At 71.2% G+C, this 14,139-nt stretch carries 11 protein-coding genes and 1 pseudogene; 7 read left to right on the top strand and 5 right to left on the bottom strand.

Annotation, left to right across the window (positions count from 1 at the left end; genetic code table 11):
- Positions 1-136: 136 nt before the first annotated feature.
- Genes ACH54P_RS22790 through ACH54P_RS22775 form a run of 4 tightly spaced genes read left to right on the top strand, consistent with a single transcriptional unit; the run spans position 137 to position 6,073 of the window.
- Positions 137-2,125 carry a fibronectin type III domain-containing protein gene (locus tag ACH54P_RS22790; protein ID WP_489915884.1) on the top strand — a complete coding sequence of 663 codons (1,989 nt, stop codon included), beginning with the start codon at positions 137-139 and terminating at the stop codon, positions 2,123-2,125.
- On the top strand, positions 2,125-4,422 hold the full coding sequence (locus ACH54P_RS22785) for a glycosyl hydrolase family 95 catalytic domain-containing protein (RefSeq protein WP_489915882.1): 2,298 nt from the start codon (positions 2,125-2,127) through the stop codon (positions 4,420-4,422). Before ACH54P_RS22790 ends, ACH54P_RS22785 begins: the two co-directional genes overlap by 1 nt.
- Positions 4,422-5,405 (top strand): acetylxylan esterase, encoded by a 984-nt coding sequence (locus tag ACH54P_RS22780; RefSeq protein ID WP_489915880.1) that lies wholly within the window; start codon positions 4,422-4,424, stop codon positions 5,403-5,405. Before ACH54P_RS22785 ends, ACH54P_RS22780 begins: the two co-directional genes overlap by 1 nt.
- A complete protein-coding gene (locus tag ACH54P_RS22775) occupies positions 5,402-6,073 on the top strand; it encodes a GntR family transcriptional regulator (protein ID WP_489915878.1) in 672 nt (223 codons plus the stop codon). Before ACH54P_RS22780 ends, ACH54P_RS22775 begins: the two co-directional genes overlap by 4 nt.
- Before the next feature lie 90 nt (positions 6,074-6,163).
- Here the strand turns inward: ACH54P_RS22775 and ACH54P_RS22770 are convergent, their stop codons facing one another.
- Together ACH54P_RS22770 and ACH54P_RS22765 are read right to left on the bottom strand one after the other, a co-directional pair.
- Positions 6,164-6,718: a snapalysin family zinc-dependent metalloprotease gene (locus tag ACH54P_RS22770; protein ID WP_489915876.1), complete on the bottom strand. Its 555-nt coding sequence runs from the start codon at positions 6,716-6,718 to the stop codon at positions 6,164-6,166.
- A gap of 165 nt (positions 6,719-6,883) precedes the next feature.
- A complete protein-coding gene (locus ACH54P_RS22765) occupies positions 6,884-7,375 on the bottom strand; it encodes a winged helix-turn-helix transcriptional regulator (protein WP_489915874.1) in 492 nt (163 codons plus the stop codon).
- 102 nt (positions 7,376-7,477) lie between these two features.
- Between ACH54P_RS22765 and ACH54P_RS22760 the strand changes: the two genes are divergently transcribed.
- From ACH54P_RS22760 to ACH54P_RS22750, 3 genes are all read left to right on the top strand, one after another.
- Complete coding sequence (locus ACH54P_RS22760) at positions 7,478-8,182, top strand: SDR family oxidoreductase (RefSeq protein ID WP_489915872.1); 705 nt, start codon at positions 7,478-7,480, stop codon at positions 8,180-8,182.
- A 145-nt stretch (positions 8,183-8,327) separates the two neighbouring features.
- The gene (locus ACH54P_RS22755; protein WP_489915870.1) at positions 8,328-9,386 is read left to right on the top strand and encodes a glycoside hydrolase family 75 protein; all 1,059 of its coding nucleotides are present in this window, start codon (positions 8,328-8,330) and stop codon (positions 9,384-9,386) included.
- 144 nt (positions 9,387-9,530) lie between these two features.
- Complete coding sequence (locus tag ACH54P_RS22750; RefSeq protein WP_489916582.1) at positions 9,531-10,094, top strand: TetR/AcrR family transcriptional regulator; 564 nt, start codon at positions 9,531-9,533, stop codon at positions 10,092-10,094.
- Between the two features lie 192 nt (positions 10,095-10,286).
- On the opposite strand, the pseudogene ACH54P_RS22745 reads toward ACH54P_RS22750, so the two are convergent.
- From ACH54P_RS22745 to ACH54P_RS22735, 3 genes and pseudogenes are all read right to left on the bottom strand, one after another.
- Positions 10,287-10,949 (bottom strand): annotated as a pseudogene (locus ACH54P_RS22745) (phosphotransferase family protein); the annotation flags it as partial.
- 61 nt (positions 10,950-11,010) lie between these two features.
- The gene (locus ACH54P_RS22740) at positions 11,011-11,799 is read right to left on the bottom strand and encodes a siderophore-interacting protein (RefSeq protein WP_489915868.1); all 789 of its coding nucleotides are present in this window, start codon (positions 11,797-11,799) and stop codon (positions 11,011-11,013) included.
- Positions 11,796-14,069: an ATP-binding cassette domain-containing protein gene (locus ACH54P_RS22735; protein WP_489915866.1), complete on the bottom strand. Its 2,274-nt coding sequence runs from the start codon at positions 14,067-14,069 to the stop codon at positions 11,796-11,798. The genes ACH54P_RS22740 and ACH54P_RS22735 overlap by 4 nt, the downstream gene beginning before the upstream one ends.
- Positions 14,070-14,139 lie beyond the last annotated feature (70 nt).

Genomic DNA, 14,139 nt, shown 5'->3' with positions numbered 1-14,139 from the left:
ATTCGTCCGATCTTTGTCTTGTCGAATCCGTTGACATCTTCGGCTCTGCGCAGCAAAAATTCCGTGTCGTCGATCCTATAGGATCCATGGTTGGCGTCCATTGAGCCGTGGTCCTCCGATGTCTGAAGGAGTGGTCATGGCAGCACGGACCCTGGGTGCCCTCGCCGGACTGACCCTGCTCGCGGGCCTGCTCACGGCTCCGGCGGCGGCCGAGGCGACCCCGGAACCCCAGCCGCAGCTTGTGGCCCAGAAGCCGTACATGGGCTGGAGCAGCTGGAGCCTCGAGTCGACGAACTATCCCGGCGTCAACCCCACCGGCACGGCCAGCTGGCTCACCGAGCAGCACGTCCTGCAGCAGGCCGACGTCCTCGCCGCGAAGTTCAAGCAGCACGGCTACACCTACGTCAACATCGACGCCGGCTGGGCGAACGCCTTCGACGAGTACGCCCGCCCGGTCGTCAACCCCGCGACGTTCCCCGACGGCATGAAGTACGTCGCCGACCACGTCCACAAAAAGGGCCTGAAGCTCGGCTCCTACCTCGCCGTCGGCCTGGACCTCAAGGCCTACAACGACGGCAACTCGCCGATCGCGGGCACCGCGAACTGCCACACCCGGGACCTGGTCTACCCCGACCTGCGCAAGACCAACGGCTGGGACTCCGCCTACAAGATCGACTTCACCAACCCCTGCGCCCAGTCCTACGTGGACTCGGTGGCGCGGCTGCTGGCCGACTGGGGCGTCGACTTCCTCAAGCTCGACGGCGTCGGCCCGGGCTCCTTCAAGGGCGGCGAGAACTACACCAACACCACCGACGTCGAAGCGTGGCACCGGGCGATCGCCAAGACCGGCCGCCCGATGGAGTTCGTCGTCTCCTGGGCGCTCAGCCACCGCCAGGCCGACGTCTGGAAGGCCAACACGAACGGCTGGCGCGTCGACACCGACGTCGAGTGCTACTGCGACACGCTGGTGACCTGGGACGCCTCGGTCAAGCAGCGCTGGAACGACGTCGTGCAGTGGATCCCCGACGCCGGCCCCGGCCACTGGAACAACCTCGACTCCCTCGACGTCGGCAGCGGCAAGATGGACGGCCTGACCGAGGCCGAGCGCCAGAGCTCCATGACCCTCTGGGCGATCGAAGCCGCGCCGCTCTACATCGGCGACGACCTCACCCAGCTCGACGACTACGGTGTCCAGCTGCTGACCAACGACGAGGTCATCGCGCTCAACCAGGCCGGCGTCCCGGCCAAGCCGGTGAGCCAGACGACCGACCAGCAGGTCTGGTACAACCGCAACGCCGACGGCAGCTACACGGTGGCGCTGTTCAACCTCGGCGCCGCGCCCGCCCGCGTCACCGCGGACTTCGCGCAGCTCGGCATCACCGGCCCGGTGCAGATCCGCGACCTGTGGGCGCGCAAGGACGTCGCCGGCGCCTCCGCCGACCTGCCCGTGCACGGCTCCCGCCTGTTCAAGGTGACCCCGCGCGACCGCGCCGCGCTCGCGGCCCCGGCGGTCGTGCACGGCACCGCCGCCACCGGCACCAGCGTTTCCCTCGCCTGGGACGCCTCGAAGGGCGCGCAGAACTACGACGTCTACGCGAACGGCAAGAAGGTGACCACCACCGGCGGCACGAGCGCCACGGTCACCGGTCTCGCGCCCTCCACGGCGTACGACTTCACGGTCGTGGCCAACCAGCGCTACGGCAGGCCGTCGGCGCCGAGCAAGAAGTACGGCCTGACGACGCCCGCGGCCGACGGCCCGAAGACGTACGAGGCCGAAAACGGCAGCCCGCAGGGCGGCGCGACGGTCTACGACTGCGCCTGCTCGGGCGGCAAGAAGGTCGGCTACCTCGGCGGCAGCGGCTACGTGGTGCTGCCGGCCGTGAGCGTCGCCAAGGCGGGCACCTACCTCATGCAGTTGTCCTATGTGGACGGCGACTCCAGCCGGACCGGCATCGTCACCGTCGACGGGACGTCGTTCCCGCTGCCGGTCGCCGGGAGCAACGACAACGACTGGAACACACCGCAGACGGTGACCGTCCCGGTGTACCTGCAGGCCGGGGCCAACACGATCCAGATCGGCAACCAGGCCGGCTACGTCTACGACGTCGACAGGATCACCGTCTAGTGGACCAGGCGGATCTCCTGCTTTCCTGGCCGCGCCCGGCGAACGACTGGACCGAGGCGATCCCGCTCGGCAACGGACGGCTCGGCGCGATGGTCTTCGGCGGCGCCGGCCGCACGCGGATCCAGGTCAACGACGCCACCGTCTGGTCCGGCACCCCGCACGGCCCGGCCGACGCGCTGGCCGACGTCGGGGCCGGGCCGGACCGGCTCGCCGAGGTGCGGGAAGCCGTGTTCGCGAAGGACTTCCGGCGCGCCGAAGAACTCCTGATGGCGTTCGAAGGGCCGTACAGCCAGGAGTTCCTGCCGTACGTCGACCTCTGGCTGACGCTGCCAGAGGGAACCTCGCACGGCCGGACGCTCAACCTGGACAACGGCGTCGCCACCGAGCGGCTCACCATCGGTGGCCACGAGGTCGAGCGGACGACCTGGGTGAGCCGTCCCGCGCAGGTCCTGGGCATCGCCCTGACGTCGCCGGGCCCGCTCGACGTCGGTGTCGACATAACGACGCCGCTGCGGGAGGTGTCGCGGGACGGCCTCGACCTCGGCATCGAGCTGCCGGTCGACGGCGCGCCGCGGCACGAACCGCAGGTCGAGGAGCCGCTGCGGTACGGGACCGCGGACGGCTACGACCCGTTCGGCGCGGTCGCCGTCCGCGTCACCCGCACCGGCACGCAGGTCCTGATCACGCTGGCCAGTTCGACCAGCGCGTACGACGCCTGGATCGGCGACCGCCAGCGCACCCGCGACGAGCACCGGCGGCGCGCGGCGGTGCTGGCCGAGCGGGCTGCCGCGGCGGGGATCGAGGAACTGCGGCGGGCGCACGAGGCCGACCTCCGGCCCCTCCTGGCGGCCGCGATGGTGCGGATCGGCGACCGGCGCGGCGGCACCCACGACGTCGCCGGGCTGCTGTCCGGGGTGGACGAACAGCTCACCGCCACCGTTCTCTTCCAGTACGGCCGGTACCTCCTGGCGAGCGCGTCCCGGCCGGGCGCGCCCCCGGCGAACCTGCAGGGCATCTGGAACGACGAGCTCCGCCCGGCCTGGTCGTCGAACTACACGATCAACATCAACACCCAGATGAACTACTGGGCCGCCGAGACCACCGGGCTCGGCGAGTGCCACCTCCCGCTGTTCGACCTGCTCGGCAAGCTCGCGGCCACCGGCGCCGACGTCGCCCGTGAGCTGTACGGCACCCGCGGGTGGGTCACCCACCACAACACCGACCCGTGGGGCTGGGCGCTGCCGGCCGGCATGGGCCACGGCAACCCGTCGTGGGCGATCTGGCCGATGGGCGGCGCCTGGCTGGTCCAGCACGCGTGGGACCACTACGACTTCACGCGCGACCTCGGTTTCCTGGCGTCGACGGCCTGGCCGCTGCTGCGCGGCTGCGCGGAGTTCTGCCTGGACTGGCTGGTCGACCGGGACGGCTACCTCGAGACGTGCCCGTCGACGTCGCCCGAGAACCTGTTCCTCTCCGAGGCCGGGACGAAGGAATCGCTGACGCACTCGGTGACCATGGACGTCGCGCTGGTCCGCGCGGTGTTCGAGCGCAGCCTCGCCGCGGTGGACGCGCTCGGGGTGTACGACCCGGTCCGCACCGAGATCGAGGCCGCGCTCCCGCGGCTGCGCCCGCTGCCCGTCCTCCCCGACGGGCGGCTGGGGGAGTGGGCTTTGGACCTGCCCGAAGAGGATCCGGCGCACCGGCACCTTTCGCACCTCGTGGCGCTGTACCCGCTCGGGCTGATCGACGCCGTCGCCACCCCGGACCTCGCGGAAGCGGCCCGCCGGGTCCTCGAGCGACGCGGACCGGGCGCGATGGGCTGGTCGTGGGCCTGGAAGATCGCGCTGCGCGCCCGGCTCGGCGACGGCGAGACCGCGCGGCGCCTGCTGGGCGAGGCGGCGCAGCCGTTCACCGGCGACCACCACCGCGACGCCCCGGTCGACGGCTCCGAGTGGGGTGGCCTGCTGCCCAACCTGTTCAGCACGCACCCGCCGTTCCAGGTCGACGGCAACTACGGCTTCCCGGCCGGGCTCGCGGAACTGGTGGTGCAGAGCCAGAACGGCGTCGTGACGCTGCTGCCGGCGCTGCCCGCGGACTGGTCCGGCGGCGAGGCGCGGGGCCTGCGCTGCCGCGGCGGGCTCGCCGTCGACCTCGAGTGGCGGGATGGCGTGCTCGTCTATGCCGTCGTCCGGCGGCGGTCCGGTGATCCGGCCGAGCCGGTGCGGGTGCGCTACCGCGGCCGTGAGACCGAGCTGTGGCTGCGGGCCGGGGAGTCGACCGTCCTGAAAGGACTGTGATGCTGACCGACCTCGGGCGCGACGCATTGTGGGAGTACCGCGCCGAATACGCGGCGCCGGCCGGCTTCGACGCGTTCTGGGCGTCGACGCTGGCCGAAGCCCGGGAGCACGACATCGGCGTGCGCCTCACGCCGGTCGATGCGCCCCTGCGCGCGATCGACGTTTTCGACGTCACGTTCGCCGGCTTCGGCGGCCACCCGATCCGCGCCTGGCTGAAGCTCCCGCGCGGCGTCGACGGACCGCTGCCGGCGATCGTCGAGTTCCACGGTTACGGGGGCAGCCGGGGGAGCGAACTCGAGCAGCTGCACTGGGCGGCCGCGGGGTACGCGCACCTGCAGGTCGACGTGCGCGGTCAGGGCGGCGTGACGCCGGATCCCGCCGGGACCGGACCGGCCTACCCGGGCCACCTCACGCGCGGCATCGAGAGCCGCGAAAACTACGTCTACCGGCGGATCTTCACCGACGCGGCCCGCGCTGTGGACGCGGTTCGGGCGGTCGAGGCGGTGGATCCCGCGCGGGTGGCCGTGGTCGGCAACAGCCAGGGCGGCGGGATCGCCCTGGCCGCCGCCGCGCTCGTCCCGGACGTCGCCGCGCTGCACGCCCAGGCGCCGTTCCTCTGCGACTTCCGGCGCGCGAGCCTCGTCGCGGGCGAGCGGCCGTACACGGAACTGACCGGATACCTGGCCACTCATCGCGAGCGGGTTCGGCGGACGTTCGAGACGCTGTCCTATTTCGACGGTGTCGGCTTCGCCGGCCGCGCCGTGGCGCCCGCGTGGTTCTCGGTGGGGCTGATGGACGGCATCGTCCCGCCGTCGACCGTCTTCGGTGCCTACCACGCCTATCGCGGGCCGAAGGAGATCGCGGTCTGGGACTACAGCGGCCACGAGGCCGGGGGAGCCGACGACCTGCGCGCGGTGCTCGGCGCGTTCGGGGCGCTGCTCGAACCAGTAGCCTGGAGGGAGACTCCGAGAGGGGACCGATGACAGGCGGACGGCGGCTCGAGGCCCTGCCCCACCGGCAGGTGCTGGCCGACGGCGTCTACGAGCAGATCCGGTCGCTGATCATGAACGACGGCATCGAGCCCGGTGCCCGCGTCAACATCGACGAGATCGCGCGCGAGCTCGGCGTCTCGGGCACGCCGGTGCGCGAGGCACTGGCGCGCCTGGAGTCGGAGGAGCTCGTCAGCCGGCTCCCGCTGCGCGGCTACCGCGTCACGGAACTGCTGAACCGCAAGGAAGTCGACGACATGTACGCGCTGCGCCTGCTCCTCGAGCCGCCCTCCGCGGCCCGCGCGGCGGCGGCGATGTCGGACGCTCACGTGGCTGCGTTGGAGGCGGAGCTGGCCACGTGCCCGGCGGCCCCGGCGGAGGACGCGTACCGCGACTACAAGGCCTTGACGGCCCACGACGCCCGGTTGCACGAGCTGATCCTGCGCTTGGCGGGTAATGCCGCGGTCGAGCAGGCGTTCGCGCGGACCCACTGTCACCTGCACTTCTTCCGGCTGAACTACAACCAGCCGTTCGGCGAGCAGACGATCACCGAGCACGGGGTGATCGTGGAGGCGTTGATCGCCGGCGATGCGGCGGGGGCCCGGAAGGCGATGACGGACCATCTTGAAGTGGCGCGGGACCGCCTGCTTTCCCGCCTCTGACTCGCGGTGGGTTCGCGGCCCCGGTAGCGGCGGCGGCCGGCCGGACCGGGTCACCCCGGTGCGGCCTCCCCCGACTACGTCAAACCAACCTCACTTCACCGGCATCGTCACTTCGTAAACCCGGCTCGGCGTGCCCGCCGTCGCGCGGAAGCCGTTGGCCCACAACGACTGGACCTTCGAAGCCTCCGTGGCGTTCGGGTTCGCGTTGGTGCAGGACGGGCCGGGGCCGCCGCCGGACATGAGCTCGGAGCAGGGGCCTTCGTAGTGGTCCGGCAGGCCCAGGGCGTGCCCGGTCTCGTGGGCCGCGATGCGGGTCTGGTTGTACTGCTCCGCCTGCGTGTAGTCGATGAAGATCGTGCCGCTGCCGTGGCCGTCGGTCTGGGCGTACGAGCCGCGCGGGTCGTTGCCCTCCGTGTAGTGCAGCGTCGCGCCCGAGGAGCTCTCCTGGAGCTTGACGTTCGACACCGCCGCGTTCCAGTTGGCCGCGCCGGCGTTGATCACGGAACGGAAGGTGGGGGCGTCCGAGGTGTCGTAGTAGACGATCGTGGCCGCCGCCGGGGCCGCGACCGCCGGGCCCGCCGTCAGCGGGGTGGCGATCATCGCGAGCGCGATGGCGGCGCCGGGCAGCAGGTACTTCCTGGACATCGGGACGACTCCTTGCGGTGGGGGATTTGCCGGATCGGGGTCCGAACGTAGAGATCGTCCCGGCCGTTGTGACCCGACTTTCGTACTGCACGGCGAATGGTGATTTACCAACCATTTCGTAGTCTTGACATGCGTAGCCGTGCATACGAGGATGCCCCGTCCGGCTCAGCCGATGGGCTCCGCCAAGGGGATCTCGCCCTCGCTCAGCCACGAGCCGCGCCACGCCAAGTCGTCCCTGACCAGCGGTTTGCCGCAGCTGTCGCACGTCGCGCCGGGGCGGGTGAGCTGTCCGCAGCGGGTGTGGGCCAACGTCATCGGCCCGAAGGCGTTCTCCGTCGACGTGTACGCGTCACCCCACGCGCCGAGGGCGTGCAGCACCGGCAACGCGTCCGAGCCGGCCCGGGTGAGGCGGTACTCGTGCCGGGTGCGGCCGCCGTCGCGGTAGGGGAGCTTCGTCAGCAGCCCGCGGTCGACGAGCTTGGCCAGCCGGGTCGTCAGCACGTTGTCGGCGATGCCGAGCTGGGTGCGGAAGTCCTCGAACCGGGTGGTGCCCGCGGTGGCGTTGCGTAGGATCAGCAACGTCCACGGCTCGGCGAGGACGTCGGCGGCGCGGGCGATCGGGCAGGAGGCGTCCTCCCAGGTGATGCGTCGGCTCATCGTGTGATCCCTTCGACCTGACTTGCTTGGAGCAAGTTTACGCCGTAGGGTCGGTGACAGCTAGCTTGCAACGTGCAAGTCAGGTGTGCGAAGGAGACAGTCATGGACATCACGGGTGCGGTGGCCCTGGTCACCGGGGCCAACCGGGGACTCGGCCGCCAGTTCGCCGCCGCCCTCCTCGAGCGCGGCGCGGCCAAGGTCTACGCCGCCGCGCGGAACCCGGAGTCGGTCGATCTGCCGGGGGTCGTCCCGCTGAAGCTCGACGTCACCGACCCCGAGTCGGTCCGCGCCGCCGCCGAGGTCGCGGGCGACGTCACGCTGCTGGTCAACAACGCCGGTTCGTCCACCGGCTCGTCGCTGCTCGGCGGGTCCCTCGAGGACATCCGGCTGGAGATGGAGACGCACTACTTCGGCACGCTTTCGGTGACGCGCGCCTTCGCGCCCGTCCTCGAGCGCAACGGCGGCGGCGCGGTGCTGAACGTGCTGTCGGTGCTGTCCTGGTTCACCGCGCCGCAGGTCGCGGCCTACTCTGCGGCGAAGTCGGCGGCCTGGTCGCTGACCAACGCGCTGCGCCAGGAGCTGGCGCCGCAGAAGACGCTGGTGACCGCCCTGCACGTCGGCTACATGGACACCGACATGGCCAAGAACGTCGACGGCCCGAAGGCCGACCCCGCGGTCGTGGCGGGTCTCGCCCTCGACGGCGTCGAGCAGGGCCGCTTCGAGGTGCTCGCCGACGACATCACCCGCAACGTGCGCGCCGGGCTGTCCGGCGACCTGACCGGGCTCTACCCGGCGCTGGCCTCCTGAGTCCACTTCGGACGGTGTCGGCCCGCTGAACGGCTTCCCGCTCAACGGGAGCCCACTCGGCGCAGAGGTTCGTCTTGACCGTGGCGGTATGTCGACTTAGCGTTTCTCGACAGTAAGGAAACTTTCCTAACTGTCGGAGGTCCTCATGCACAGACCCCGGGCGATCGCCATGGCGATCGCGACCGTCGGCGCGCTCCTGGTGGCGCCGGCGGCCGCGAGCGCCGCGACAGTCACCTACGAAGCGGAAAGCGCCACGATCTCGCAGGGCGCGGTCAACTCCGACCACGCCGGCTTCACCGGCACCGGCTTCGTCAACTACGACAACCTGACCGGCTCGTACGTCCAGTGGTCGGTCTCGGTCGCCACGGCCGGCAGCACGTCGCTGGCGTTCCGCTTCGCCAACGGCACGACGACCGCGCGGCCGATGACGATCGCCGTGGACGGCGCGACCGTGTCGACGCCGTCCTTCGCCGGGACCGGCGCCTGGACGACGTGGAACACCACGACGGTGAGCGCGACGCTGGCCGCGGGCACGCACACCGTCCGGGCCACCGCGACGACGGCGAACGGCGGCCCGAACGTCGACTCGCTGGTCGTCGGCGACTCCGGGGGCGGCACCGGCGCGCCGAGCGCGTCAGAACTGCTGGCGAAGCTGACGTCGTGCAGCCAGATCTCCAGCGGGCTCTACAAGACCGACTCCGAAAACGGCCGCACGATCCCCGTGTGCGGGCTGTCGGACGCCGTCTTCTGGAAGGCCGACATGGACATCGACTGCGACGGCCAGCGCACCACGCAGTGCAACGAGAACACCGACTGCTGCTTCCAGGCCGACACCGCGTTCCACCAGTCCGACGGCAAACCGCTGAACGCCGCGACGCTGCCCTACGTCGTGGTGCCGAGCCCGAGCAGCACCTGGGACTACCGGAAGTTCGGCATCGCCGGCGCCGGCGTGGTGGCGGTGATCTACCACAACCAGGTCACCTACGCCGTGGTCGGCGACACCGGGCCGACCGACATCATCGGCGAGGCGTCGTACGCGACGGCGAGCTCGCTCGGGATCGACCCCGACCCGTCGAACGGCGGGACGGACTCGGGCGTCACCTACCTTTTCTTCAAGAATTCCCGGGTGACGCCGATCGAGAGCCACGCCAACGCCGTGAGCACCGGCGAAGCCCTCGCCCGGCAGTTCGTGAACAACCACTGATCCGGTCCGCGCTTCCGGGGTCCCCGCGTTTCCGGGACCCCGGAATACGGGCGCGGTGGGACCGGGCGTATGAATGGGCGGGTGCCGGAGAACGTCGAAGCCGGAAACGGCCGAACGAGGAACCGCTGGGGCGAAGGCGAACGGCTGCGCGGGGAAATCCTGGCGGCGGCCGGCCGGTTGCTCGCCGAGCTCGGCGGCGAGGACGGGCTGACGATCCGCGGGGTCGCCCGCGCCGTCGGCATCGCCCCGGCGAGCATCTACCAGCATTTTTCCGACCGCGCGGAATTGGTGCGCGGCCTGCTGGAGCACGAATACGAGCGGCTGCGGGAATCGATGCGCGCGGCGGAGGAGTCGCTCGGCGAAACCGACGTCGTCGGCCGGGTGCGGGCGCAGATCCACGCGTACTGCACCTTCGCCATGGAGAATCCCGGGCATTACCGGCTGATGCTCGCGAACGGGGCGTCCCGGCCGACGCCCGGCGCGAAAGCGGAGGGACCGCTGCTGGACGTGATCGACCGGCTGACGGCGGGGTTCGAGCGGTGCGCCGAGACGGGCCACCCGCTGCGGGTGACCCCCGGACGCGCGGCGGCGGTGGTGTTCGTCGGTGCGCACGGGCGGGTGGCGTTGTTCCACAGCGTGCTGAACCGGACGGGGGCGGAGCTGGTGGAGCCGTTCGTGGACGAGCTGGTGTCGCTGGTCTTCGAGTGACCTCGAAGGCCGGGCGTGCTCAGACCGCGCGCTGCAGGGCGTCGACGTCGGCGGCGAGGCGGGCCGAGCGGGCGCGGCCCGGGCCGCGTTGTCGTCCTTGCGTGGCACCATCTCCACCAGCATGATCAGGTCCAGGTACACCCGGTACAGCCCGAGGCGCGCCCACGCCGGCATGTCGAACTCCGCCGGGCCGCCCGCCGCGCGGTAGCCCTCGATGAAGGCGGGATCCAGGTCGCGGAACAGGGCCAGCGAGACGAACTCCGCCACGGGGTCGCCCCAGAACGCGCGCTCGGCGTCGATGATGCCTGACAGCCGGCCGTCCTCCAGCAGGATGTTGCCGTCCCACAGGTCGAAGTGCACCAGGACCGGCGTCTTGACCAGCTCCAGGAGCGGCTCGTGCCGCCGCAGCAGGTGCTTGATCTCCGCCGCCGGGCGGGGGAGGCGGACGCCGTACCGGACGGTGTCGGCCAGGACCGCGTCCGTCATCGCCGTGAACGCCGCCGGCCAAGTCGGCCGAAGCGGGTCCTGCGGGTAGCCGAAGCCCTCGCCGGTCACGGTGTGCAGCCCGGCCACCACCCCGCCCAGCTCGCGGTGCGGCCGCGGGCCGTCGGCGACCTGCGACCACGGGACGCCCGGCAGCTCCGTCATCAGCAGGAACCCCGGCCCCGACCCGATGACGGACGGCACCGGGCCCGGCGCCCGGCGGTAGTACTCCGCTTCCGTGGCCAGGAGGTCGTGCTCGTACGACAACCCCGGCGCGGCCGGCGCGATCTTGAGCACCAGCCGCCGCCTGTCGGCCAGCCGCAGCCGGATCGCCGTGTTGTACGTTCCGCCGCCGATTTCCTCGGCCGCCACCACCGAAGCCGGGTCGATGCCCGATGCCGTCAGTTCCGCGCGCACCCGGCCGAGTCTGCCACTAGCCGCCCAGCTTTTCCTGCGCGTCGGCCAGGTCTTCGGGGGTCGCCGCGTCGTCCTGCGTCAGCTTGCGCCGCCAGTAGCCGGTGAACTCGATGGCGCGCTTGTCGAGCCCGCGCTCGCCGACGAGGTGCCGGCGCAGCGAGCGCACCATCCCGGCTTCCCCCGCGAGCCAGGCGGCCGAGCCCGGCCCGAGCGGAGCACCGCGCACGGCTTCGAGCAGCTTCGTCCCGTGCGGCGCGCCGTTCCGGTGCAGCCAGCGGGCCGGCAGTGGTTGCTCCTCGGCCGCGTCCGCCACCTCCACGAACACGACCGCGTTGTCCACTTCGGACAGCAGGGAGCCGATGGCGGGCAACGCCGTCTCGTCGCCGGCCAGCAGCACCGTGTCCCCGGCCGGCACGGGACGGCGGTAGGCCTCGTCCGGCCCGTACCGGCCGAGGACGTCACCGGGCGCCGCCGTCCGGGCCCAGGCCGTCGCCGGGCCGGGCGCGGCGCCGTGCAGCACGAACTCGACGTCGATCGTGCCGAGGTCCCGCGAGTGCACGGTGTAGCTGCGCATCACCGGCCGTTCGTCCTCGGGGATCGCGAGGTACGCCTGGTACCAGCGCAGCACGTCGTCCTCGGGCGACGGCAGCCGCACCGGACGGCCCGGCGGCGGGAACAGGAGCTTGAGCTGCTGGTCGGGCCAGGCCGCCAGCTCCCGCAACCCGGCGCCGGTGAACGTGACGCGGACGGTGCGCGGGGTCGGCCGCCGCACCGCGGTCACTTCGAGCAGGCCGGTCGGGTTCACGGCTTCCCCAGGTATTCGCGCAGGTGACGGGCGGTGAGCGTCGAGGCGTCCGCCACCAAGGAAGCCGGCGTGCCTTCGAAGACGACCCGGCCGCCGTCGTGCCCGGCGCCGGGACCGAGGTCGATGAGCCAGTCCGCGTGGGCCATCACGGCCTGGTGGTGCTCGATGACGATCACCGTGTTGCCCGCGTCGACGATCCGGTCGAGCAGCGCCAGCAGCTGGTCGACGTCGGCGAGGTGCAGGCCGGTCGTCGGCTCGTCGAGGATGTACGTCGAGCCCTTCTCGGCCATCCGGATCGCCAGCTTGAGCCGCTGCCGCTCACCGCCGGAGAGCGTGGTCAGCGGCTGCCCGAGGGTCAGGTAGCCGAGGCCGACGTCGGCGAGGCGGTCGAGCACGACCCGCGCGGTGCCGGTCGGGAAGAACTCCCGCGCCTCGGCGACGGACATCGCGAGGACCTCGCTGATGTTCTTGCCGCGCAGTTCGAACGTCAGCACCTTCGGCGTGAAGCGCTTGCCCTCGCACTCTTCGCAGACCGACGCGACCCCGGCCATCATCGCCAGGTCCGTGTAGATCACGCCGAGCCCCTTGCAGTGCGGGCAGGCGCCCTCGGAGTTGGCGCTGAACAGGCTCGCCTTGACGCCGTTGGCCTTGGCGAACGCCGTCCGGATCGGGTCCAGCAGGCCGGTGTAGGTCGCCGGGTTGGACCGCCGGGACCCGCGGATCGCCGACTGGTCGACCACGACGACGTCGTCGCGGTGCGCCAGCGACCCGTGGATCAGCGACGACTTGCCGGACCCGGCCACGCCGGTGACCACGGTCAGCACGCCGAGCGGGACGTCGACGCTGACGTCACGCAGGTTGTGCAGGCGAGCGCCGGTGATCGAGACGTGCCCGGCCGGCTTCCGCACCTCGGGACGCAGCGTGACCCGGTGGTCGAGGTGGCGGCCGGTGAGCGTGCCGGACGCGCGCAGGCCGTCGACGCTCCCGGTGTAGCAGAGCCGCCCGCCGGCGGTGCCCGCGCCGGGACCGAGGTCGACGACGTGGTCGGCGATCCGGATCGTCTCCGGCTTGTGCTCGACGACCAGGATCGTGTTCCCCTTGTCCCGCAGGCAGAGCAGCAGGTTGTTCATCCGCTCGATGTCGTGCGGGTGCAGCCCGACGGTCGGCTCGTCGAAGACGTACGTGACGTCGGTGAGGCTGGATCCCAGGTGGCGCACCATCTTCACGCGCTGCGCTTCGCCGCCCGAGAGCGTCGCGGATTCACGGTCGAGCGAGAGGTAGCCGAGGCCGATCTCGACCAGCGAGTCGAGGGTGTCGCGCAGGTTGCCCAGCAGCGGCCGGATCGACGGCGCGTCGAGGTTGCGCACGAAGTCGGCGAGGTCGCTGATCTGCATGGCCGCGCAGTCGGCGATGTTCCGGCCGTCGATCTTGGCCGAGAGCGCGGCCTGGTTCAGCCGGGCGCCACCGCATTCGCCGCACGTCTTGAACGTCGCCGCCTTCTCGATGAACCCGCGGATGTGCGGCTGCAGCGATTCGGTGTCCTTCTGCAGGTAGAGCCGCTTGACCTTGACCGCGAGGCCTTCGTAGGTGAGGTTGCTGGTGCCGACCTTCACCTTGCACGGCCCCTTGTGCAGCAGGTCGTCGAGCTGCTGCGGCGTGAAGTCCCGGATCTTCGTGTCCGGGTCGAAGAACCCGGAGGAGACGTAGATCTGGACGTACCAGTTGTCGGGCGCCCAGCCGGGCACGAGGACCGCGCCTTCGTTGAGCGAGCGGTCGAAGTCGAGGAGGGCGTGGACGTCGAGGTCGGACACCCGGCCGAGGCCTTCGCACGCCGGGCACATGCCCTCGGGCAGGTTGAAGCTGAACGCGCCGGACGTGCCCACGTGCGGCTCGCCGAGCCGCGAGAAAGCGATCCGCAGCATCGCGTAGGCGTCGGTCGCGGTGCCGACCGTGGAGCGCGAGTTGGCGCCCATCCGCTCCTGGTCGACGACGATGGCCGCGCTCAGGTTCTCCAGCAGGTCGACGTCCGGGCGCGACAGGCTCGGCATGAACGACTGGAGGAAGGCGCTGTAGGTCTCGTTGATCAGCCGCTGGGACTCGGCCGCGATCGTGCCGAAGACCAGGGACGACTTGCCGGAGCCGGACACGCCCGTGAACACCGTGAGCCGGCGCTTCGGGATGTCCAGGTCGATGCCGGCGAGGTTGTTCTCCCGGGCTCCCCTGACCTCGATCACGTCGTGGGTGTCGGCGGCCCGCCTGGGTGAGGTCATACCGTCCTTCTTGATAGTTTAGGCTGTAAAGTGATCTGTCATCGTACAATACTTTAGGGTGTAAGGAGTC

The organism is Amycolatopsis sp. N2S4-7 (assembly GCF_058119595.1).
This window is presented reverse-complemented; position numbering and strand designations above follow the sequence as displayed.

Bases quoted from the DNA above. Each gene is read 5' to 3' on its own strand.
- ACH54P_RS22770 (WP_489915876.1), bottom strand. From the start codon at position 6,718: ATGTCCAGGAAGTACCTGCTGCCCGGCGCCGCCATCGCGCTCGCGATG.
- ACH54P_RS22790 (WP_489915884.1), top strand. From the start codon at position 137: ATGGCAGCACGGACCCTGGGTGCCCTCGCCGGACTGACCCTGCTCGCG.
- ACH54P_RS22755 (WP_489915870.1), top strand. From the start codon at position 8,328: ATGCACAGACCCCGGGCGATCGCCATGGCGATCGCGACCGTCGGCGCG.
- ACH54P_RS22775 (WP_489915878.1), top strand. From the start codon at position 5,402: ATGACAGGCGGACGGCGGCTCGAGGCCCTGCCCCACCGGCAGGTGCTG.
- ACH54P_RS22760 (WP_489915872.1), top strand. From the start codon at position 7,478: ATGGACATCACGGGTGCGGTGGCCCTGGTCACCGGGGCCAACCGGGGA.
- ACH54P_RS22735 (WP_489915866.1), bottom strand. From the start codon at position 14,069: ATGACCTCACCCAGGCGGGCCGCCGACACCCACGACGTGATCGAGGTC.
- ACH54P_RS22780 (WP_489915880.1), top strand. From the start codon at position 4,422: ATGCTGACCGACCTCGGGCGCGACGCATTGTGGGAGTACCGCGCCGAA.
- ACH54P_RS22765 (WP_489915874.1), bottom strand. From the start codon at position 7,375: ATGAGCCGACGCATCACCTGGGAGGACGCCTCCTGCCCGATCGCCCGC.